The sequence below is a fragment of the Phocaeicola barnesiae DSM 18169 = JCM 13652 genome, assembly GCF_000374585.1.
Lineage (GTDB): Bacteria > Bacteroidota > Bacteroidia > Bacteroidales > Bacteroidaceae > Phocaeicola > Phocaeicola barnesiae.
On the sequence record NZ_KB894650.1, the window covers coordinates 23569 to 47221 of the forward strand.

Consider the following 23653-nt stretch of genomic DNA (forward strand, 5'->3'; position numbering starts at 1 on the left):
ACAAAAGTAACCAAAAAATCAAGAAACGGCAGACAATATTTGCGATAATTAATAACTATTTGAAGCGAATGTACTTTAGAATATAAAGTGGAATGCTTAACTTTGTAGCCGTTTTGGGGAAAAGCTCCCTTTTAACAATTGTAGACGGAAACTGATTATGATTAAGAAAGTAAGAAAAGATAAAATCGTGATGAATACGGAGAATGAAGACATCTCTATGCTGGCGGAAATTGAAACAGCCCCTTTGGAGATTTCTCCCGAGGAGCTTGAGAATGAATTTCCGGTGATGACGTTACGCAACATGGTCATGTTCCCTTCGGTTGCCATGCCGGTTACCGTTGGCCGCAGAGCTACCTTAAAGCTGGTGAATGCTGCGTTAAAGAGCAAATCATTTATCGTCATCTCTACACAAATGGTGAGCGAAGTGGAAAGCCCTGTTCAGAAAGACCTCTACCCTACAGCCGTTATCGGTAAGGTACTCCGCATATTCGAGATGCCGGGAGGTTCCACCACCGTCATCCTTCAGGCAAACGGTCCGAAAGTACATATAGATAAAATCACCTCATTACGTCCGTACCTTTCAGGAAAGGTCACCCGCATCGAGGAAGACATGAAGGTAGAAGGAACGACCGAGTTCAAGGCGCTGATGGATACTTGCCGCGAGATGAGCAGCAAATTCATCGACATCTCCGACAACCTGAGTCCAGATGCGGCATTTGCCATCAAGAACCTGGAGAACAACGAGATGCTGGTAAACTTCATCTGTTCCAACTTCCCGTTCACTGTAGAAGACAAGATTGACTTATTACAGATAAACAACCTGAAAGACAGACTCTATCGGCTAATTCAGATTCTGAACAAGGAAATCCAGCTGGCCGCACTGAAACAAAGCATCCAGATGCGTACCCGCGAAGAGCTGGACCGTCAGCAGAAAGAATATTTCCTTCAACAACAGATAAAGAATATCCAGGACGAGCTGGGCAACAGCCAGGACGACGAGATAGAAGATTTACGTAACAAAGGCAAAGAAAAAGCCTGGTCAAAAGAAGTTGCCGACATCTTCGAACGCGAGGTAAACAAGCTGGAACGCATCAACCCGCAATCTCCTGATTATAATGTACAACTGATTTATTTACAGACCTTACTCGCCTTGCCGTGGGAGACCTACTCTACAGACGACATCAATCTGCAAAATGCGGAGAAGGTGCTGAACAAGGACCACTACGGTCTGGAAAAAGTAAAGGAACGTATTCTGGAACACTTGGCGGTCTTGAAGCTGAAAGGAGACCTCAAATCGCCGATTATCTGCCTGTACGGTCCTCCGGGAGTCGGAAAAACCTCGTTAGGACGTTCCATTGCCAGTGCTTTGAAACGGAAATATGTCCGTATGTCACTAGGAGGCGTTCACGATGAAGCAGAAATCCGCGGACACCGCAAGACTTACATCGGAGCTATGCCGGGACGTATCATCAAAAGTCTGATAAAGGCAGGAACTTCAAATCCGGTAATCATCCTCGATGAAATCGACAAATTGGGAAGCGATCACCGGGGTGACCCGAGTTCCGCCATGCTGGAAGTGCTTGACCCGGAACAGAACAATACGTTCCATGACAACTACATAGACATGGATTACGACCTTTCAAAAGTGATGTTCATCGCTACTGCCAATAACCTGGGAACCATTCCTACCCCATTGCTGGACCGTATGGAACTGATTGAAGTGAGCGGCTACATCACAGAAGAAAAGATCGAGATTGCCAAACGGCACCTGATTCCGAAAGAGATGCAGGCCAACGGCTTACAGAAGGAGCATGTCAAGTTCACGAAAGCCGCCATCGAATACATCATCGAGAACTATACCCGCGAAAGTGGTGTACGAGAACTGGAAAAGAAAATCAGCAAGGTAATGCGTAAAATCGCCCTTGAAATTGCCAGCGACCGTTTCACCGGACAGCACGAACTGAAACCGGCCGACATCAAGGCTTATCTGGGCGCGCCCGAATATTCACGGGACAAATACCAGGGCAATGAATATGCCGGTGTAGTAACGGGTCTGGCATGGACTGCCGTAGGCGGAGAAATCCTGTTTGTAGAGACCAGCCTGAGCAAAGGAAAAGGCGGAAAACTGACACTGACCGGAAACCTGGGAGATGTGATGAAAGAATCGGCCATGCTGGCACTGGAATACCTGAAGGCCCACAGCCACCTGCTGAATCTGCCTACCGAAGTATTCGACAACTGGAACATCCACATCCACGTACCGGAAGGGGCTATTCCGAAAGACGGACCGTCGGCGGGTATCACCATGGTAACCTCACTTGCGTCTGCATTGACCCAGCGGAAGGTGAAGCCGAATCTGGCCATGACCGGCGAAATTACGCTGCGAGGCAAAGTTCTGCCTGTCGGTGGAATCCGCGAAAAGATCTTGGCGGCCAAACGTGCTGGAATCAAGGAGATTATCCTGTGCGAAGAGAACCGTAAGGACATTGAAGAGATACAACCTATCTACGTGCAGGGACTGACCTTCCATTATGTAAAGGACATCAAGGAAGTGCTGCAGCTCTCACTGACCAATGAAAAGGTGGCCGATGCGATAGACCTCAGTGTAAACGAAGAAAAAGAAAAGACAAAAGCATAACTATGAAATTTGAATTACAACATACTGACCCGAAGTCGAATGCCCGTGCCGGTCTGATTACGACCGACCATGGGCAGATTGAAACACCGATTTTCATGCCGGTAGGTACACTGGGAAGTGTCAAAGGAGTACACCTGCATGAACTGAAAGAAGACATCAAGGCTCAGATTATCCTGGGGAACACCTACCACCTCTATCTTCGTCCGGGACTGGACATCATAGAGGGAGCCGGTGGATTGCATAAGTTCAACGGATTCGACCGCCCCATGCTGACCGACAGTGGAGGCTTCCAGGTCTTCTCATTGTCGGGTATCCGGAAGCTCAAGGAAGAAGGAGTGGAATTCCGTTCGCACATAGACGGTTCGAAACACTTGTTCACACCGGAGCGGGTCATGGACATCGAACGTACCATCGGAGCTGATATCATGATGGCCTTCGATGAATGCGCACCGGGCACATCCGACTACACCTATGCCAAGAAATCCATGGAACTGACACACCGTTGGCTGGACCGTTGCATCACCCGTTTCAACGAAACGGAACCGAAATACGGCTATCACCAATCCCTCTTCCCTATCGTTCAGGGATGTGTCTATCCGGATTTACGTAAGCGTTCGGCCGAATACATCGCTTCCAAAGGTGCTGACGGAAATGCCATCGGTGGCCTGGCTGTAGGTGAACCTACCGAAAAGATGTATGAAATGATTGAGGTAGTCAATGAAATTCTGCCTACCGACAAGCCGCGCTACCTGATGGGAGTAGGAACCCCTGTCAATATTTTGGAAGGAATCGAACGGGGCGTCGACATGTTCGACTGCGTCATGCCTACACGAAACGGACGTAACGGTATGCTTTTCACCAAGGACGGCATCATGAACATGCGCAACAAGAAATGGGAGAACGACTACTCGCCCATCGAAGCCGACGGTGCCTCTTATGTAGATACAATGTACAGCCGTGCTTATCTGCGCCACCTGTTCCACGCTCAGGAACTGCTTGCCCTTCAGATAGCTTCCATCCACAACCTGGCCTTCTATCTCTGGTTGGTGAAGGAAGCACGCCGACACATCATCGAAGGCGACTTCTCCAGTTGGAAAACTGTTATGGTTAAACGTCTGTCAACGAGATTATAAATACACACATGAAAGAGAACCCGCTTAAGAGACTGCTGAAACGCTCATGGAATATTCCGCAATGGATGAAGAAGAAGCCGCTGAAAAGGCTTGACCGATACATCATCGTCAAGTTTCTGGGAACATACTTCTTTGCCATCGCACTGATTATTTCCATTGCTGTGGTGTTCGACATCAACGAGAACATCGACCGGTTCATCAACAACCGGGCACCGCTGAAGGCCATCATCTTCGACTATTACCTGAACTTTATCCCCTATTATACGAATCTGTTCAGTCCGCTGTTCGTATTCATAGCGGTTATCTTCTTTACCTCAAAACTGGCGGAAAATTCTGAAATCATCGCCATGTTCTCTACAGGTATGAGTTTCAAGCGTCTGATGTACCCGTACATGATCTCGGCCGCCTGCATCGCCTTGGTGACTTATGTATTAAGTACCGAGGTCATTCCGACAGGCAGCGTTACCCGCTTGCGGTTCGAAAGTATCTATAAGAAGAAAAAATCGGATACATACGCCCGGAACATTCAGTTGGAGGTGGACTCGGGAGTCATCGCTTACATGGAGCGGTACGAAGACTACAACAAAACAGGCTACCGCTTCTCGTTGGATAAGTTTGAGAGCCACCAGCTGGTATCGCATATGACCGCACGACGTATCACGTATGATACGACGGCAGTCCACAAGTGGACAGTAAGAGACTATATGATCCGTGAAATGAAGGGCATGAAAGAAACCATCACCCGGGGAGACAGACTGGATACTATCATCAACATGGAACCGCAGGATTTTCTGATAACCCGTGGACAGCAGGAAACCATGACCAGCCCACAACTGCACAGCTACATCCAGAAACAGAAACAGCGAGGATTTGCCAACATTAAAATCTTCGAAGTGGAATACCATCGACGGATCGCTACATCCTTTGCCGCTTTCATCCTGACAGTCATCGGGGTATCCCTTTCTTCGCAGAAGCGGAAAGGAGGAATGGGACTTCACCTGGGTATCGGTATCGCACTGAGTTTCTCGTACATCCTGTTCCAGACCATTTCGTCTACTTTCGCTATCAATGGAAATGTGCCTGCCAGTATCGCCGTATGGATTCCTAACGTCCTTTACCTGTTCATAGCCATCTACCTGTACCGGAAGGCACCGAAATAAGCGGCCCATCTACAGATAAGAAAGACCATAATAAAACGTCTGTTCGTTTTAGTTGAAACCTGAGCAAGTTTTCACTTGAACGAACGGACGTTTCCATATAAACGAACGGACGTTTTCAGAACAGGCATGAAAGCGGGATAAAAGTCCTGGAATGAATTGCCGGAAGAACCGGAAAGGCATAAAAAAAGTCGCCTCAAACTGCAAACAGCAGTTTAAAGCAACCCTTACTTTTTGTTGTATTCAATTTTTCATCTTCATCTGGCAGAAGTCCTTACTTCTCCAACAAAGCTGTCAGTTCATCGGAGGTAACATTACAAGCAACAACCTTGCCTTCACTATCGAGCAAGTAGTTCTTGAAACCGCTTTTCAAGCCGTAACGCTTGTAAATTTCCGACTTCTCGCCTTCTGTCTCCCAATGGCACGATGCTTCTGAAAGCCCGTCCTGACGTACCGAAGCGTTAAATGCAGAGCGGTATTCGTCAAAAGAAACAGAAATCATCTTTATGCGGGAGTTATGCTCGGCAACCCGATTCAGCGACAGATTCGTCAGACGGGAGGTTGCATCATAACTGGCCCAAAAGCTCAACAAAGTATAAGACCCCGCCGGGGCATGCAGGTCGAGCGGCTGCATCTGGTTACAGAGCAATAACTCCGGAGCTTCTTCACCTACACGGAGTCCCTCTGTGAAAGCACTCTCATCATTCCGAAAGGAGAGAGAGATTAAGGAACTGAATACTAATACAACAAAAATCCATTTTACACTTTTAATCATGTAACACGATTTTAGTTAATACTATCCGGGACTGTCCTTTTACAGTGATTTCAACCCGGAACATTACTTTTGCGCTGAAAATCAGCACTACTGGTTAAGAAATCTGCTGCAAAGATAGTGCTTTCTGCCGATATTACATCATCTTCTGCCCATAAAACATGTTTTTTAACACATTTATGACTTGTAACAGATAAAATAAACATGCTTTTTTAAGCCTAAATGCTGTCAAAATAGCTTTAAATTCGTACATTTGCAGATTAGAGAAAACCACGTAAAGGAATGGAGAATAAAAAAGAGCTGATCTTAATCCGCATCAATGGAGTAGATCGTCCGGGACTTACCGCATCAATTACGGAAATCCTGTCGCAATATGAAGTAGATATCATGGATATCGGCCAGGCTGATATCCACAGTACGTTATCGCTCGGAATCTTGTTCAAGTGCAAAGAATCGGATTCGGGAAACATCATGAAGGACCTGCTGTTCCAGGCTTCCAACCTGGGAATCAATATCCGCTTCTACCCCATTTCCTACGAGGAATATGACGAATGGGTAAGCATGCAGGGAAAGAACCGATACATTCTGACGCTATTGGGCCGGAAACTGAGTGCCAAACAGATAGCCGGTGCTACCCGTCTGTTGGCAGAGCAGCACCTGAACATTGACGGCATCCGCCGACTGACCGGCCGTATTCCATTGGACGAAAAGAAAGCCAATGTACGCGCATGTATCGAATTTTCTGTACGTGGAACCCCGAAAGATATGGAAGAGCTGCAGCGTGACCTGATGCACCTGAGCTCCAGCCTGTCTATGGACTTCTCCTTCCAACAGGACAACATGTACCGCCGTATGCGCCGCCTGATTTGTTTCGATATGGACTCTACCCTGATTGAAACGGAAGTCATCGATGAACTGGCCATGCGTGCAGGAGTCGGCGACCAGGTAAAGGCCATCACAGAACGGGCCATGCGTGGAGAAATCGATTTCCGAGAAAGTTTTACCGAACGCGTCGCTTTGCTGAAAGGACTGGACGAAAGAGTGATGCGTGACATCGCCGAGCATCTTCCGATAACAGAAGGCGTGGAACGCCTGATGTTCGTACTGAAACGATACGGCTACAAGATTGCCATCCTGTCGGGTGGATTTACCTATTTCGGTAATTATTTGAAAGATAAGTTCGGCATCGATTATGTCTATGCCAACCAATTGGAAATCAAGGACGGGAAACTGACCGGACGCTACGTGGGCGACATTGTAGACGGGAAACGAAAAGCCGAACTGCTCCAGTTGATAGCCCAGGTTGAGAAAGTGGACATTGCACAGACGATTGCTGTAGGCGACGGCGCAAACGACCTGCCGATGCTTTCTGTCGCGGGACTCGGTATCGCTTTCCATGCAAAACCGAAGGTTGTCGCCAATGCCAAACAGTCTATCAATACCATCGGACTGGACGGTGTACTTTATTTCCTGGGCTTCAAGGATTCCTACCTGGAAGAACAAGGAAAACTCTAAATGAAACATAAGGATATTTTATATATATGAATTTTTCAGAACTTAACCTCGAAGAAAGTGTACTACAGGCATTGGATGCCATGAATTTCAAGGAGTGTACACCGGTTCAGGAGCACACGATTCCCGTCCTGTTGGAAGGGAAAGATTTGATTGGAGTTGCCCAAACGGGAACGGGAAAGACTGCCGCCTATCTGTTGCCGGTACTGAACCAGCTAAGCAAAGGTGGATATCCCGACGATTCCATCAACTGTATCATCATGTCCCCTACCCGTGAGCTGGCCCAACAGATAGACCAGCAGATGGAAGGATTTTCCTACTTCATGCCGGTATCCAGTGTAGCGGTTTACGGAGGAAATGACGGTGTCCGTTTCGAACAGGAGAAAAAAGGCTTGACGTTGGGGGCCGATGTAGTCATCGCAACTCCAGGACGACTTATCAGCCACTTGAGCCTGGGCTACGTTGACTTGTCGAGAGTATCTTTCTTCATCCTTGATGAGGCTGACCGCATGCTGGACATGGGATTTGCAGACGATATCATGCAGATAGTCAAATACCTGCCGAAAGAAAGACAGACCATCATGTTCTCGGCCACCATGCCTGCCAAAATCCAGCAGTTGGCCAAAACCATCCTGACAGACCCTGTAGAAGTCAAGTTGGCTGTTTCAAGACCTGCAGACAAGATTATCCAAGTCGCCTATGTATGTTACGAAGCACAGAAGCTAGGCATCATCCAGTCCCTGTTCAAGGAACAGTCGCCGGAACGTGTCATCATCTTCGCCTCTTCCAAACTGAAAGTGAAAGAAGTGACCAAGGCGCTCAAACGCATAAAACTGAATGTAGGCGAAATGCATTCAGACCTCGACCAGTCACAACGGGAAGAAATCATGCATGAATTCCGGAACGGAAGAATCAATATGCTGGTAGCGACCGACATCGTAGCCAGAGGAATCGATATCGATGACATCCGCCTTGTCATCAATTACGATGTGCCGCATGACAGTGAAGATTATGTCCATCGTATCGGACGAACAGCGCGCGCCAACAACGACGGATGCGCCATCACTTTCGTAAGCGAAACGGAACAGAGCCGGTTCAAACAGATTGAAGATTTTCTGGGAAAAGAAATCTACAAGATACCGGTGCCCGAAGAATTGGGAGAAGCTCCTGCCTATGAACCGCGCAGCAGCAAAAAAGGAAGAAGCCCTCAGCGCAAAGGAGGGAACAAAAGAAACGCACAGGGGAAAAATTCCGGAAAGCCGAAGAACAACAACCGGCCGAAAAAGAAATCTCCGTCGGGAGAAGAAAATTCTTCCAACTGACAGACAGCAACAATTACTTTAAAGGATATCTCCTATTAAAAAGTAGTCAGGGCGGAACTGAGGTGATTCCTCGGTTCCGCCCTGACTAGTATGTACTACAGAATGGGTTACAGCCGATTATTGGCAAAGCTTGAATGTCAGGTTCCCATCGAGATCGACAAACAACCGGATATTATAGCAGGTAGGCCCATCCGGCATACAGAGTGTCGCTTCGAATACATACCCGTCTGCATCGACACCGATGAAATTCATGTCCGAAAGGATTGAATTGTTCAGGAAATCATCCGGAACCAGTCCGGCGAACATCGGTCTTTTGATATCTTTCGAATAAAGTCGGCGAGTACCCTGATAGACACAGATGTGGATGACATTGTCATAGAAGACGTTGTCCACCGACAAACCTTCCTCACTGATTCCGGGACGAATCACCTTAATGCCTGTAGGATTGATATACGCATAGCCACGGTATCTCTCGCCTTTGAATTCAATCACAGAATCTTTCTGTATCACCTCCTGGACCGGTTGATGAATTTCCTGTTGTGAATCCACATACACCGAGTCGACTTCCGATTTATGCAACGATACCAGGTCGCCCTGCGGAGTAGCAAAATGAATGCTGTGCTCCGTACGTCTGCGTACAGGATAGCATACCGTTTGTACACCATATATAAATAAGGTGTCGTTGAACAAAGCGAACTGCTGTGGAACATTATTCTGTCCCGCATAATAAATGGAATCACCCTCAATCTTGAAAAGAGGCGCTTCAGTATTATCGTCCAACCAAACCCCTTGAAGCTCCTCCAGGACACGGGTATCGGTTGCGTGCTGCCGTGCACCTTCTTCGCCTGCCTTTTTCGACGTACAGGAAGCAAACATGGACAGCAATAGTAGAACAGCAACAACGATTTTCATTTGTCTTATTCTTTCAATTTCTTTTGTACTGCAAAGATAGTGCAAACCGATAGAAGCACAAAACTAAAACCATCTTTTCAGCCTGCAGAATACGAAGCATGGATATCTTTTTTGAAGTACACGTTCCGCCAGCAAACAGGCTGATTTTTATTTCAGGCCTTAAATTTTAGGCCCGAAAAATATGTCAGAATGGATAAAAACACTAAATTTGCGATATGATTGAATTAGTTAAACACATAGAGATACTATTGCTTGAGAACGATTGTGTCATTGTTCCGGGACTGGGAGGATTTATCGCCCACAATCGTCCGGCACAATATTGCACGGAGACCAACGAGTTCTGCCCTCCTCTACGTACCATTGGCTTCAATCCGCAACTGGTAATGAACGACGGGCTGTTGGTACAATCGTATATGCAAGCCTATAATACCGATTTCCCGGATGCTACCCGCAAGATAGAAAGAATCGTATCGCAACTGAAAGAGGATATCTATCAACAGGGACAGGTAGAATTGGGAAATATCGGCACGTTGTATTACAATGTTCAGGGAGTTTACGAATTTGAGCCACGTCAGGATGCCTTTTTTACCCCATCCCTATATGGGCTGGAAAAGGTAACCCTCCCGAAACTCATACAACAGGAAGCGACTGCACCGAAAACATCGCCACGCATAGAAATCCATCCGCAGAAGGAAGAGACATTGGTAGTGTGGAAGCAGACCGCATGGAAGCGAATCCTGTCATCCGACTGGATACAGCACGCGATATCGGTAGCCGCGGCAATTCTGTTGTTCTTTATCCTTTCCACGCCTGTAGAGAATACCTATGTCGACGAGGCGAACTATGCTTCACTGGGTTCGACCAGCATGTTCGATGCCATCCGCGGTGAATCTATTGTAACGACACTGGCCAACTACGTACAGACAGATTACGCAAGCGTCACAGAAGATTCGTTAAAGAAAGCTCGTCGGCAAAGCCGTCCGAAAAATAATGTAAACACCTTGAAACCTGTCGCTGTCAAGACCGAAAAGATAGCAGCAGCTCCTCGGGTGGAAAAAACAGAAAAGCAACAGGCAAAAGCATCGGGGACAGAGATTAAAAAGGACAATGTCCCGGTAAAGGCTTCTGAAAAGAAGGCTGAGAATACCACCCCGAAAAAACAGGTCTCAGGAAAGAAATCATACGTCATCGTAGCCAGCTTCCCAGAAGCCGCAGACGCTGAAGTACAGGCTGATGTCTATCGGAAACAGGGCTATAAGGACGCACAGGTAATAGCCGGCAGCGGACGGTACCGGGTTGCCATTTCGCAATTCACTGATGCTGCAGACGCCTATAAGCAAATCAATCAATTTAAAGCTAACAACCAATTTAAAGATGCATGGGTCTTTACAACCAAATAAGACTGACCCTACGATAAAATCATGAAACGAGTTAGATGCCCCAAGTGTGACAACTACATCCAGTTTGACGAGACAAGATACGAGGAAGGCCAATCGCTGGTCTTCCTTTGTGATAATTGCCACAAGCAGTTCGGTATCCGCATCGGGAAATCAAAGCTGAACGCAGCCAACCAAAAATCCGAAATCATCGATGAGACAGAAGGGACCCGGAAGTTCGGGAATATCGTAGTGATAGAAAACGTATTCGGTTTCAAACAGGTATTCCCCCTGCATGAAGGAGACAACCTGATAGGACGTCGCAGCAAGGGAACCGATGTAGATATCGCGATTGAGACAAACGACCCGAGTATGGACCGCCGTCATTGCATTCTGAACGTGAAACGCAACAAACAGGGTAAGATTATATATACGCTTCGGGACAATGACAGCATAACCGGTACTTTCTTGATGAATGAAATTCTGGGACCGAAAGACCAGGTGCGGTTGGAAGAAGGAGACATCTTTACATTGGGAGCGACGACACTGATTCTACGTACAGCGGAAACTTCGGAAGAATAATGGGCAGAATCATTCTGATTACAGGCGGACAACGCTCCGGAAAAAGTACGTATGCCGAGCAAATGGCATTGAAGCTTTCTCCTCAACCGGTCTATGTAGCTACCGCCCATATCTGGGACGACGAATTCCGCGAACGGGTTCGCATCCATCAGAAAAGACGAGGTCCGGAGTGGACCAACCTGGAAAAAGAACGGCAATTAAGCCAGCTCCAGTTGCCGGGACGGGTCATCCTGATAGACTGTGTAACCTTATGGGCCACCAATTTCTTTTTTGATTTCCAGTCGGATGTGGAACGGAGCCTACAAGCGCTTAAACATGAATTCGATGCATTCACGGCCCAAGAAGCAACCTTTATCTTTGTCACCAATGAAATCGGTGCCGGCGGAGTATCCGAAAACGGAATCCAACGGAAATTTACGGATTTATTGGGATGGGCGAACCAGTATATTGCCTCCAAAGCAAAGGAAGTCTATTGGATGGTTTCGGGTATTCCTGTCAAAATCAAATGATACCAAAAAGCCAAGGAGTACCGATGGAAGTACTCCTTCTTTTTTCCCTGCCTGTTCCGGTTATACAAAGAATCTTCCTCGGAAAGGATGAATTGTCCGGATGGCAACAGGCTCTCCATTTGGAATTTTCCATATTTTATTTTAATTTTGTAACGAATTTAAGTGTGTTCTGCATCATGTGCAGAAAGGACATGCAGACTAACAACAAGGATAACTAACATTAAACCAGATCAAGTATGGCTTTTACTAACAACGTAATGATTGTCCGGCACAAGCTGCTAGCAAATCTCGTAGCTCTCTGGAAAGAAAACCAACTAATTGAAAAAATTGACCGCATTCCATTGGAATTCAGCCCCCGCCGTTCGCAACCGGTAGGACGTTGCTGTATCCACAAGGAACGTGCAGTAACCAAATACAAACTGCTTCCTCTGTTGGGATGGGACATGGATGACGAGACAGACGAACTGACTCCCCTATCTGAATATGCCCGTAAGGCAGTGGAGCGTCGAGGAAAAATCAAACAGAACATCCTGTGCGTAATTGATGAGGCATGTTCTTCTTGTGTACAGGTAAATTACGAAGTAAGTAACTTGTGCCGGGGTTGTGTAGCCAGAAGCTGCTACATGAATTGCCCGAAAGGCGCCGTACATTTCGATAAGAAAACCGGCCAGGCACACATAGACCATGATACTTGTATCAGCTGTGGTCTCTGCCATAAAAGTTGTCCGTATCACGCCATCGTATACATTCCGGTTCCATGTGAAGAAGCCTGTCCGGTGAAAGCTATCAGCAAGACCGAACACAACGTCGAACACATCGATGAAAGCAAATGTATTTACTGTGGTAAATGTCTGAACGCATGTCCGTTTGGAGCCATTTTCGAAATCTCGCAGGTATTCGACGTGCTGGAGGCTATCCGCCGCGGAGAAGAAGTGGTGGCCATTCCGGCTCCCTCTATCCTCGGTCAGTTCAAGGCCACTATCGACCAGGTTTACGGTGCCCTGAAACAGATCGGTTTCAAGGATGTGATTGAAGTAGCCGAAGGAGCTATGCATACCACTAGCAACGAAGGAAAAGAATTGTTGGAGAAGCTGGCAGAAGGACAGAAATTCATGACAACGTCCTGCTGTCCGTCGTACATCGAACTGGTGAACAAACATATTCCTGACATGAAGAAATACGTTTCATCTACCGGATCGCCCATGTACTACGCAGCCCGCATCGCCAAGGAGAAATATCCGAATGCGAAAGTAGTTTTCATCGGCCCGTGTATTGCCAAACGTAAGGAAGCCGACCGTGATGAATGTGTAGACTACGTTATGACCTTCGAAGAACTTCACCCGATCTTCCAGGGATTAGGTATCGAACTCGAGCAGACAAATCCGTACAAGGTAAGCTATGAATCTGTGTGCGAGGCACATGGGTTTGCACAAGCCGGTGGTGTAGCAGGTGCGGTCAAGGCATACTTGGGCCCGAAAGCCGACGGCATCAAGATGCTCCAGTTCTCTGATTTCAACAAGAAGAACATCGGTGTGCTGCGCGCTTATGCCAAGACCGGAAAGGTAGACGCACAATTCATCGAAATGATGGCTTGTGAAGGAGGTTGCGTAACCGGACCGAGCGCCTACAATGATCCGTTGAATGGAAAACGTCAGTTGAACCAAGACCTGTTGAAACGTACCTTGAAGTACGAAAACAGTGACGAAATGTACAAAGAAGAATAAATAATTCTCTCATGAGAGATTTGATAGAACGCCTTTATCGGGAGCAGACACTGCCTCCCGATAAATTGCGTACACTCCTAACCTGCTGTGATGATGAACATCTGTCACTTATCCGACAGAAAGCTTGCGAAGTAGCACAGACGCACTTCGGTAACAGCATCTATATCCGGGGGCTGATAGAAATCGGCAACTGTTGCCGGAATGACTGCTACTATTGTGGTATCCGTTGCAGTAACCGGGCCATTGAACGTTATCGGCTCGACAAAGAAGATATACTGGCTTGCTGCAGGGAGGGATATGCGTTAGGTTTCCGCACCTTCGTCATGCAAGGAGGAGAAGACAGCCGTTCGCACGACGAACAGATGATTGATATCATCACCACCATCCGGCAACATTATCCGGACGTAGCGATTACGCTTTCTCTCGGAGAGAAAGATACAGCTACCTACCGTCGTTTTTACGAAGCCGGAGCCAACCGGTATCTGCTTCGTCACGAAACTCATAACGAACAGCATTATCGGATGTTGCATCCGGAGAAAATGTCCCTGTCCAACAGGCTCCGTTGCCTGAATGACTTGAAAGATATCGGTTTCCAGACGGGAACGGGCATCATGGTAGGGTCTCCCGGACAAACCATAGACCATCTGATAGAAGATATTCTGTTTATCGGTGATTTCCGTCCTCAAATGATTGGGATAGGTCCCTTCCTCCCCCACCACGACACTCCGTTTGCAGACCGACCGACAGGCAGCCTGAAACAGACCTTGCTTTTGTTGGCTATTTTTCGGTTGATGCACCCCAAAGCCTTGATTCCTTCAACTACGGCACTCGCCACATTGGTTCCAGACGGCCGTGAACTCGGAATCCTGTCGGGAGCAAATGTTGTCATGCCCAACCTGTCGCCTTCCCAGCAACGGCATAAATATGCTTTGTATGACAACAAGGCCTCCATGGGTGCCGAAGCAGCCGAAGGACTTAAACTACTGGAAGAACGGATGAAAGCCATCGGATATATCATAGATAAAAGTAGAGGTGATTATCCGGGAACATCCGACCCCCTATAAAAACAAACTTACATTCAGTATATCGTATTATGTACAAGATAGATTCCACCCAAGCTGAAGAATTCATCAGCCACGAAGAAATTACAGAAACGCTGGAATATGCAGCATCAAACAAGAACAATCGTGAACTCATCCGTTCGCTGATAGAAAAGGCACGTGCATGCAAAGGACTGAACCATCGTGACGCCGCTGTATTGCTGGAATGCGATGATCCGGAACTTCTGGAAGAGATTTTCACCCTTGCCCGGGAAATCAAACAGAAATTCTACGGAAACCGCATTGTCATGTTTGCCCCTCTCTATCTGTCCAATTATTGCGTCAACGGCTGTGTCTATTGTCCGTATCATGCAAAGAACAAGACCATTGCACGTAAGAAGCTGTCGCAGGAAGAAATCCGTCAGGAAGTGATTGCCCTGCAGGACATGGGACACAAACGGTTAGCGCTGGAAGCGGGTGAAGACCCGATACGAAATCCTATCGAATACATTTTAAAGTCTATTCAGACCATCTATAGCATCAAGCATAAAAACGGTGCCATCCGCCGTGTAAACGTCAATATTGCGGCTACAACCGTAGAGAATTACAGACGTCTGCATGAAGCGGGTATCGGTACTTATATCTTGTTCCAGGAAACTTATCACAAGGAGAATTACGAAAAGCTCCATCCCAGAGGCCCGAAAAGCAACTATGCCTATCATACAGAAGCTATGGACCGTGCCATGCAGGGAGGAATTGACGATGTAGGCATCGGTGTATTGTTCGGTCTGAACACTTACCGGTACGATTTCGTCGGATTACTGATGCATGCCGAACACTTGGAAGCAACTTATGGAGTGGGTCCGCATACCATCAGCGTCCCCCGTATCTGTTCAGCTGACGATATTGACGCTCACGATTTCCAGAACGCCATCTCTGATGAAATCTTCCAAAAGATTGTAGCTGTAATCCGCATTGCAGTCCCTTATACGGGCATGATCATTTCTACCCGTGAATCCCAGGCTTCCCGTGAGAAAGTATTGGAGCTGGGTGTTTCACAGATAAGCGGAGGTTCAAAGACCAGCGTAGGCGGATATGCTACTCCAGAGATACCGGAAGAAAATTCCGCTCAATTCGATGTAAGCGATACTCGTACTCTGGACGAAATAGTAGCCTGGTTGTTGAAGTTAGGCTATATCCCGAGTTTCTGTACGGCTTGTTACCGTGAGGGACGCACCGGAGACCGCTTCATGTCACTTGTAAAAACGGGCCAGATAGCCAACTGCTGTGCTCCGAATGCCTTAATGACATTGCAGGAATATCTGGAAGATTATGCTTCTCCCGAAACCCGTGAACTGGGTGTCCGCATGATACGTGAACAGATGGAAAAAATCCCCAATCCGGCCATCCGTCGACGTGCCCTCGAAAATCTAACTGCCATTGCGCAAGGAAAACGTGATTTCCGTTTCTAAACTCCAAAGATATGAGTAGCTTACAAGATACCCCCCGTTCCGAAAGGCTCCATATCGGGCTTTTCGGCAAACGCAACAGCGGTAAATCCGCCCTGCTGAATGCATTGACCAACCAGGAAGTCGCGGTAGTATCCTCTGTAGCAGGTACAACTACCGATCCGGTATATAAATCCATGGAACTCCATGGAATAGGCCCCTGCGTGTTCATTGACACGGCCGGTTTCGACGATGAAGGGAAACTGGGCAATCTGCGTATCGAGCAAACACTACGGGCAGTAGAACGAACGGACATCGCCCTGATTGTATGTACGGATAGCAATATCGAGCAAGAAATCCAATGGAGCAACCGGCTGAAGGACAAGAAGATTCCAATCATCTGGATTCTGAACAAATCCGACATTCTGGAAAACGCCGAAGCGGAAATGCTTGCAATCGAGCAGAAGACCGGCCAAGTTCCTTTGCTGGTCAGTGCCAGATTGAAACAAGGTATCGAGCCAATCCGTCAGAGCATTCAGGACAAGATGCCGGATGAAAGTCAACAGACCAGCATTTTAGGGAAATTGGTAAAAAGCGGTGACATAATCATGCTGGTTATGCCCCAAGACATTCAGGCCCCCAAAGGACGTCTGATTCTTCCACAAGTGCAAACCATCCGTGAACTGCTGGACCGAAAGTGTATCGTCATGAGTTGTACTACCGATAAGCTGGATGAAACTTTACGGGCATTGGCTAATCCTCCCCAACTGATAATCACAGATTCACAGGTCTTCAAGACTGTATACGAGAAGAAACCGGAAGCTACCAAGCTGACCTCCTTTTCAGTTCTTTTCGCCCGTTACAAAGGAGACATCGACTATTTCATTCAAGGAGCAAATACCATTGAACAGTTGACAGAGTCATCGAAAGTGCTGATAGCAGAAGCATGCACACATGCTCCACTTAAGGAAGACATCGGGCGAGTGAAGATTCCACGCTTGCTACGGACCAGGATCGGTTCCGGATTACAAATCGATATTGTATCCGGCACTGATTTTCCACAGGATTTAAGCGGATATGACCTGATTATTCATTGCGGTGCCTGTATGTTCAACAGAAAATATGTACTGAATCGAGTAAACAGCGCTAAAGAGCAGCACATTCCCATGACCAATTATGGAGTAACCATTGCCTATCTGGCTGGAATCCTGGATAAGATTACTATTTACGAATAAACAACTTACTATACTGTTTTCATTAATTTTCCTATGCTTCTCTTGGAAATAGTAAACTGAATTCTTTTCTTTGCGATTAAGAATAACCTTTTCCAATAATATGAAGACACAGGATGATTAACAGGGATGAAAAACTGACGATTGAGAAAATACTCCTACTAACCACTTTATTTGTCCAACCTTTTTTTGCCTATGCTCAAACAGCAAAACAGGATTGGACAAAGCGGTGGTCAATAGAGGCTAAAGGAGGTTGGGGATATATGATTCCATGCGATGAATATGCCCAGGAATTGATTCGAACACATCATTCTTCTGTCTACTCTTTACAGATGAGTCATCGGGCCTTAGCAACCGACAGCTGTCAATACGACCAGTTATTCGGTTTTCCTTCCCTCTCTGTGGGACTACTCTTTGCTGACTACCATCGCATCAAACTTCAAAAAGAAAATACTCCATATATTTCTGGCACGGGATATATGATGGGAGCATATGCTTCATTCAGTAGAGACCTGTTGCGCACTGATAGATTCTCTTTCAACTATACCTTCGAAAATGGTTTGGGTTGGTGCTCCAAACCTTATGATGGTTTCACCAACGAAGATAACGAGTTAATTGGCAGCCCGTTATCCATCTATTTCGGTTTCGGATTATATGCCCGGTATCGAATCACGCCACAATGGGAACTGGTTCTAGGAGGTGAACTGAAGCATTTCTCAAACGGTGCCGTAGACCGTCCGAACAAAGGTATCAATACTACAGGCATTTCTCTTGGTGCCAAATATTATCTTCAGCCCACTGAACCAACAAAGAAAATGGTATTTAAGGTACCTTTCGACTCTTATTTTTTTATGGATTTGTCTGCAGGATGGGATGTAAACAGCTCCATGGGTGAATGGCTGATAAACAGCTATCATACTTCCCCCGACTCGCCCAATTATCATACCAAGGATTATCGCATATATTCAGGAGTTACAGCCCATGCCACTGCCATGTACAGGTATAGCCGCCGTTACGCTTCCGGAATCGGATTGGATTACACTTATTATCCATATACAGATGCCTTACAGGAAGAAGACGAGAAATTAGGCTACCAGAACCAAACCTATAACAAACATTCCGTAGCACTTGTAGCTCGTCACGAAGTATATTACAGACGTCTTACCATGTACATGGGGCTGGCATATTATTTACTCAGGGAACGAGGAGGCGTAGCATCAGAATTCGAAAAGCCTTATTATGAGAACTTAGGAATCAAATATGCACTGACCCGAAATGGCAATATTTACATAGGATACCATGTAAAGGCCCACCTGTTGAGAGCCGAACACATGGAACTGAATCTAGGATTCAGGATAAAAACGGGAAATGGACGCAAAGAAAAAATCTGGTAACTTATAAAAACAGAAAGCGTCTCCTCAGGAAGGAAACGCTTGAAATACCTGAGCGGTAAGCGGGGCTCGAACCCGTGACCTTCGGCTTGGGAAGCCAATGCTCTACCAACTGAGCTATTACCGCATCTGAAAGTGGCACAAATGTAGGATATTTTTAGTCAACCGACAAACATTTCCATTTATTTTTTTCAGAAACACAATCTTTTCTTTTGTTTTTTCTTTTAGACAATGCATAGGGGGTTTCCATACCCAATACGTTATAGAGATGAAACAGCCCAAATGGGCAACCTAAACAATTGAATTATTAATGTTTTAAATCAGAAAAATTATGAATTTAAAATTAATCGTTTTATCTTTGTGTGTATTGGCAAGTATCAATTTAGCTAAAGGACAAACAGACAACCGAAACCAGATACGATTTTCTGTCAGCGACGGTTTAACCTTAAGCACAGTAGATATCTTGGGAACAGGAATATCCGATGCGATAACCGGTGGAAAACGTTCTGACCAGAAAGGTACTCTCTTATACGGACTAGGATACCGTTACTCACTCAACCGGTTTAAAGTCGGAGCCGATTTAGGATTTGCCCGCAGTAGCAGCAAACTGACTTTGACAGGTGAAAGTTCACCTTCCATCAAAGAGAAGAATCTGAACTTCCTGGTATTGCCGACTGCTGAGTTCGTGTATCTCCGAAAAGAATTATTTGAAATGTATGGCTCTGCCAGTGCAGGTATCAATCTGTCACGCCACACAGAAGATGCACTGACTGAGGCAGGTCGTAAAAACCTCAGCAAATCCGATTTGACAACATCTTTCATTTACCAGGTGAATCCGATTGGTTTCAGTGTGGGAAATGATCGAATCGGTGGTTTTGTAGAAGTTGGTTTAGGGAGCAAAGGATTCCTTACTGCCGGCTTAAGCCTGAAATTCTAACTAGACAACGACAGACAGCAAGGATTGCTATGGAAAAAGAAAGAAAAGAGAGATTCAAGACACGGTTTCTGACACATTATCCGAGGCTATGCCGCATAGCCTACGGATATGTATCGGACTCTGATGATGCGGAAGACATCGTACAGGAACTTTTCATCCACGTTTGGGACAAAGACAAAGATTCACTGACTGATTCTGAATTTGCAGCATATATGACTGTTGCGGTCAAACACCGTTGCATCAATTTCCTGAGGAAAAGACAGGAGGATACTGTCTCAATCGAGGAGAATCCAGGAGTCGCAAGCAGCCTTTCGGATGATGAGCCCGAAGACGAATCCTCTACCGAAAAGAAACTCCAGGCAGCCCTTGCTACACTGCCTCCCAAATGCCGGAATATCTTTCTGCTGGCTAAACTGAAAGGCATGAAATACAAGGAAATCGCCGAGCAACTGGCTGTTTCTGAAAAGACAGTAGAAAATCAGATGAGCAAAGCCATCAGACTTCTACGCGCTTATGCTGCGACTTGCCATCCAATGCTGATAACCTACCTTTTCCTATTCATATCAACCATCCAAAATTATATACATAAATGAAAGACAATGAAGAAATAAACGGACTGTTGGCAAAACATTTCTCCCATGAAAACCTGTCAGCAAATGAACAGGCGGAACTGGAAGCATGGATTCGTTCAAACGCAGATGAATATCAGCAGTTGAAAAAGTGGATGGATACTCCTTTAGGAACTGATTCCCTACCCGATTTCAACGCAGAAAAGGCTTGGAATAAAATTGAAGGGAAACTTGAAGAAAAGCCACGGAAAGTTCTATCCATCAATTGGAAAAAGAACTATACGAGACTGGCTTTTGCCGCTTCAATAGCACTTATTGCGGTAATCGGAATCTTATATAGTTTGAAGACTGATACGAAGGATGCGTTACAACACTATGCCAATGCAACAAACGGTATCACGCATCTCCTGCTTCCTGACAGTACTGAGGTAACTCTTTACCCCAATACCCGACTTACTTACGAATCAGGGAATGCCCGAGAAGTTACAATGGAAGGTAAAGCTTTTTTCCATGTAAAGAAAGACAAGAAACCGTTTAGAATAACTGTCCCTGTCCTTTCAATCGAAGTGCTGGGTACCTCTTTTCTGGTTGATGCACAGGAACAGAATAAAGCGGGAGTCTTTGTCAAGCATGGAGTGGTACGTGTAACAACCGAGCAACAAGAGACAACATTAACAGCCAATGAGCTGGTAGAAGTAACCAACGGTATTATGAAAACCGGACAGATTGATAATGCAGAAGAACTGTTCGGTGAAAATACGACGGTACTGACCTTTACACGGACTCCACTTTCAAAAGCTGTACAAGAGATTACAAAGCATACCGGTATCCGTATCGAACTGGACAAAGGATTCGAACAGGATGCCATAACAACCCGTCTGAAACTGGACAATATCAACAACATTCTAAAAGAACTGACATTTATCTGCGGATGCAAATGCGACACTGTAGAAAAAGGAAAATACTACAGGCTGTATTATGAATAAACGGACAAACATATTCTTGATACTCTGTATGCTGTTATCAGGAGGATATGGACAAATCAAGCCTCAACAGAGTTCAATAGCTGAAGAGCGCATTCATGTGAATGCCTCTTCAGCTACAGTGCTTCAATGGTTCCGATGGATTGAAAAAGAAAAAGGTCTTACACTCTCCTACAATCCCTCTCAGATAGACCTGAATAAAGTCTGTCGGATAGAACATTCCCAAGAAATGACAATAGAAGAACTGATAGAGGAAATACTGAAAGGTTACCGTATCCGGACAACCTCGCTTGCCAGTGACAAGTTACTGATACAGGTAGTCCGTCCCGAGACTTTCTGCCTCAGTGGTACAGTGTCCGAATCCGGAAGCGACGAACGGTTATACGGAGCTGCAATCCTGTTAGAAAACAATTCTGACGGGAAAAAATATACACTTTCCGATGAAAACGGTATCTTCCGCTTTCTTATTCCCGAAGGGCACTATAAAATGAGTATCAGCTACATGGGCTACCAACCTTATGAGCGATCCATCTATATAAGTCGGGACTGTCGATTGTTTCCAAAACTCAAGCCATTACTTTTTGAATTGGATGAAGTAACGGTTAAATCGCATAAACAGGGCGATGAACTGGACGAACTGACTCCGGCCAGCCTCCTGTCTTTCAGTGGGAATGACCTGTTCTCCCAGATATGGATTTTACCGGGAGTCACCGGAACGCCATCAGGCGATAATTTTCAGGTAAACGGTGGGAGTAATGATGAAAACCTTCTGTTGCTGGATGGAGTTCCCATCTATCATCCCGGACACTTGAACAATCTTTTCCCTATTTTCAATGGCGACGCAGTGAAAAGCATCATTCTCCATAAAGGATATTTTCCTGCCAGATTTGAAGGCAGACTCTCATCCATTACAGAAGTAAGGCTTAAAGAAGGAAACAAACAAGAGCATGTACACACAATCAGTCTGGATATGCCTTCGGCATCGGTTGTATTGGAAGGGCCGATTGTCAAGCAAAAGCTATCCTACCTGGTAGCTGTCCGGAGAAGTTGGCTCGACCTGTTCGATGAACTACTTTCGGAGGAAAACCGGATGAACCACTCCTCTTTCGATTACAATGCCAAACTGACGTATACCATTACTCCTACTCAAAGCTTGGAGGCATTTGCCTACGGAGCATGGGACGAATACCATATACCGGATGACAACGACAACCGCTTCTCCCTCCTCCGATGGAGGAACGAAAGCTATCAGTTACGGTACTCCGGCTTCAAAGGGAAATTAAGCTATACAGCTGCTGCGTACCATACCTCACACAGCAACCGGGTACATGCTGCCGCTTTAGGTTATGACGAGGACCGCTACATAGAGAGCGGAATCAGTTCCACCAATGTTTCTGCGGAGTTCAGTTACAGTGCAGATGCGCTTTATAGCGCCCGATGGGGAGGGAAATATACATACGATGATTATGAGCTAACCGATGGTGAGGACCAATTATCGGTACGTCATGAGCCGGTCAACCAGTTTGCCTTATTTTATGACAACCACTTGCGCCTGACGAATGATTTGACCGCACAGGTCGGGGTAAACTTTGTCGGTTATCTGCCTAAAAAATCAAAATCATATTATAGCATACAACCCCGGTTCTCGTTGCGGTATGCGCCAACAGAATCAGACCTGCTCTATCTGAGTTTTTCCAGGATGGAACAGTTCTATCATTATCTCCGTTTCGGTAGCGTAGCCCTACCGACAGATTTCAGGATGCCCAGTATCAATGGCTATAAGCCCCGTTCTTCGGACCACTACGAAGCAGGATGGAAGCATTACCAGAAAAACGGGCAATTGGAACTATCGGCTTATTATAAAACCCGAAAGAATCTGATTGCATTACACCCGGACATCTTCTACTCCGAAACCGGATGGCAACAATACATCATGGTAGGCAACGGAAACAGTTACGGGGTTAAGTTTTATTTTCAGCACCATTGGAAGCATTGGATGCTTCAAATGTCATATACGTATGCCCGGAGTCTGGAACGTTTCGATGAGTTCAGCGAGCGGGGGAACCTGCCCTCCGTATTCGATATTCCCCACCAATGGAATGGAGCCGTTTCTTACAAGCTAGGTACACGCTCCACTTTTTCAGTAGGTGGACTTGTCCATTCCGGTAAAATCATAGACATGGATGATTGGGAGCCGGTAGATGCCTCCAATTTCCGGAAGCTACGCAGGCCACTAAACTACCGAGTAGACATCGGCTACAGCTATAGACGAGAATTCCAGAAAAGTCTGCTACTCTTCCGATGTGGACTGTACAATGTGATTGGAAATCCGACCGAAGAGGACTTGCTGAACTTCTACTCGGTCAGCTGGGGGAACGGATGCCTGCCGTATGGAAGTATCAGCTTCAAATTCTGA

Annotated in this window: 19 protein-coding genes and 1 tRNA gene; 17 read left to right on the plus strand and 3 right to left on the minus strand. The window is 46.2% G+C overall.

Annotation, left to right across the window (positions count from 1 at the left end; genetic code table 11):
- The first annotated feature begins 157 nt into the window (after positions 1-157).
- The 3 genes from lon to C510_RS0109185 all read left to right on the plus strand — a co-directional run bounded on the left by lon (position 158) and on the right by C510_RS0109185 (position 4931).
- Positions 158-2638, plus strand: a complete 2481-nt coding sequence (lon, locus tag C510_RS0109175) for an endopeptidase La (RefSeq protein WP_018711047.1) — start codon at positions 158-160, stop codon at positions 2636-2638.
- A gap of 2 nt (positions 2639-2640) precedes the next feature.
- A complete protein-coding gene (gene tgt / locus C510_RS0109180; protein ID WP_018711048.1) occupies positions 2641-3771 on the plus strand; it encodes a tRNA guanosine(34) transglycosylase Tgt in 1131 nt (376 codons plus the stop codon).
- A gap of 65 nt (positions 3772-3836) precedes the next feature.
- Positions 3837-4931, plus strand: a complete 1095-nt coding sequence (locus C510_RS0109185) for an LptF/LptG family permease (protein ID WP_187326680.1) — start codon at positions 3837-3839, stop codon at positions 4929-4931.
- 271 nt (positions 4932-5202) lie between these two features.
- Here the strand turns inward: C510_RS0109185 and C510_RS0109190 are convergent, their stop codons facing one another.
- On the minus strand, positions 5203-5703 hold the full coding sequence (locus C510_RS0109190; protein WP_018711050.1) for a thioredoxin family protein: 501 nt from the start codon (positions 5701-5703) through the stop codon (positions 5203-5205).
- A 279-nt stretch (positions 5704-5982) separates the two neighbouring features.
- Here C510_RS0109190 and serB point away from each other — a divergent pair, with 279 nt between their 5' ends.
- Together serB and C510_RS0109200 are read left to right on the plus strand one after the other, a co-directional pair.
- Entirely contained in the window at positions 5983-7215 is a 1233-nt protein-coding gene (serB, locus tag C510_RS0109195) for a phosphoserine phosphatase SerB (RefSeq protein WP_018711051.1), read from the plus strand.
- Between the two features lie 26 nt (positions 7216-7241).
- The gene (locus C510_RS0109200; RefSeq protein ID WP_018711052.1) at positions 7242-8534 is read left to right on the plus strand and encodes a DEAD/DEAH box helicase; all 1293 of its coding nucleotides are present in this window, start codon (positions 7242-7244) and stop codon (positions 8532-8534) included.
- Between the two features lie 117 nt (positions 8535-8651).
- Here C510_RS0109200 and C510_RS0109205 read toward each other — a convergent pair whose 3' ends face one another.
- Entirely contained in the window at positions 8652-9446 is a 795-nt protein-coding gene (locus C510_RS0109205) for a DUF4738 domain-containing protein (protein ID WP_025892276.1), read from the minus strand.
- Between the two features lie 215 nt (positions 9447-9661).
- On the opposite strand from C510_RS0109205, the gene C510_RS0109210 reads away from it, so the two are divergent.
- The 8 genes from C510_RS0109210 (at position 9662) to C510_RS0109250 (ending at position 18751) form a co-directional block, all read left to right on the plus strand.
- Complete coding sequence (locus C510_RS0109210) at positions 9662-10846, plus strand: HU domain-containing protein (protein ID WP_022340198.1); 1185 nt, start codon at positions 9662-9664, stop codon at positions 10844-10846.
- A gap of 21 nt (positions 10847-10867) precedes the next feature.
- Positions 10868-11404 (plus strand): FHA domain-containing protein, encoded by a 537-nt coding sequence (locus tag C510_RS0109215; RefSeq protein ID WP_018711055.1) that lies wholly within the window; start codon positions 10868-10870, stop codon positions 11402-11404.
- The gene (gene cobU / locus C510_RS0109220; RefSeq protein WP_018711056.1) at positions 11404-11913 is read left to right on the plus strand and encodes a bifunctional adenosylcobinamide kinase/adenosylcobinamide-phosphate guanylyltransferase; all 510 of its coding nucleotides are present in this window, start codon (positions 11404-11406) and stop codon (positions 11911-11913) included. The genes C510_RS0109215 and cobU overlap by 1 nt, the downstream gene beginning before the upstream one ends.
- Positions 11914-12149: 236 nt before the next feature.
- Positions 12150-13637: a 4Fe-4S dicluster domain-containing protein gene (locus C510_RS0109230; protein WP_022340195.1), complete on the plus strand. Its 1488-nt coding sequence runs from the start codon at positions 12150-12152 to the stop codon at positions 13635-13637.
- A gap of 11 nt (positions 13638-13648) precedes the next feature.
- Complete coding sequence (gene hydE, locus C510_RS0109235) at positions 13649-14701, plus strand: [FeFe] hydrogenase H-cluster radical SAM maturase HydE (protein WP_018711059.1); 1053 nt, start codon at positions 13649-13651, stop codon at positions 14699-14701.
- Between the two features lie 29 nt (positions 14702-14730).
- On the plus strand, positions 14731-16149 hold the full coding sequence (gene hydG, locus C510_RS0109240) for a [FeFe] hydrogenase H-cluster radical SAM maturase HydG (RefSeq protein WP_018711060.1): 1419 nt from the start codon (positions 14731-14733) through the stop codon (positions 16147-16149).
- An 11-nt stretch (positions 16150-16160) separates the two neighbouring features.
- Positions 16161-17360, plus strand: coding sequence for a [FeFe] hydrogenase H-cluster maturation GTPase HydF (hydF, locus tag C510_RS0109245; RefSeq protein ID WP_018711061.1), 1200 nt, complete (start codon positions 16161-16163; stop codon positions 17358-17360).
- Positions 17361-17620: 260 nt separating this feature from the next.
- Positions 17621-18751 carry an acyloxyacyl hydrolase gene (locus C510_RS0109250; protein ID WP_162160981.1) on the plus strand — a complete coding sequence of 377 codons (1131 nt, stop codon included), beginning with the start codon at positions 17621-17623 and terminating at the stop codon, positions 18749-18751.
- Positions 18752-18802: 51 nt separating this feature from the next.
- Here the strand turns inward: C510_RS0109250 and C510_RS0109255 are convergent.
- Positions 18803-18875 (minus strand) — tRNA-Gly (locus C510_RS0109255).
- 204 nt (positions 18876-19079) lie between these two features.
- Between C510_RS0109255 and C510_RS0109260 the strand changes: the two genes are divergently transcribed.
- Genes C510_RS0109260 through C510_RS0109275 form a run of 4 tightly spaced genes read left to right on the plus strand, consistent with a single transcriptional unit; the run spans position 19080 to position 23653 of the window.
- On the plus strand, positions 19080-19685 hold the full coding sequence (locus tag C510_RS0109260; RefSeq protein ID WP_025892277.1) for a hypothetical protein: 606 nt from the start codon (positions 19080-19082) through the stop codon (positions 19683-19685).
- Between the two features lie 29 nt (positions 19686-19714).
- On the plus strand, positions 19715-20278 hold the full coding sequence (locus C510_RS0109265; protein WP_018711064.1) for an RNA polymerase sigma-70 factor: 564 nt from the start codon (positions 19715-19717) through the stop codon (positions 20276-20278).
- On the plus strand, positions 20275-21240 hold the full coding sequence (locus tag C510_RS0109270) for a FecR family protein (RefSeq protein ID WP_018711065.1): 966 nt from the start codon (positions 20275-20277) through the stop codon (positions 21238-21240). Before C510_RS0109265 ends, C510_RS0109270 begins: the two co-directional genes overlap by 4 nt.
- Positions 21233-23653, plus strand: a complete 2421-nt coding sequence (locus C510_RS0109275) for a TonB-dependent receptor (RefSeq protein ID WP_018711066.1) — start codon at positions 21233-21235, stop codon at positions 23651-23653. Before C510_RS0109270 ends, C510_RS0109275 begins: the two co-directional genes overlap by 8 nt.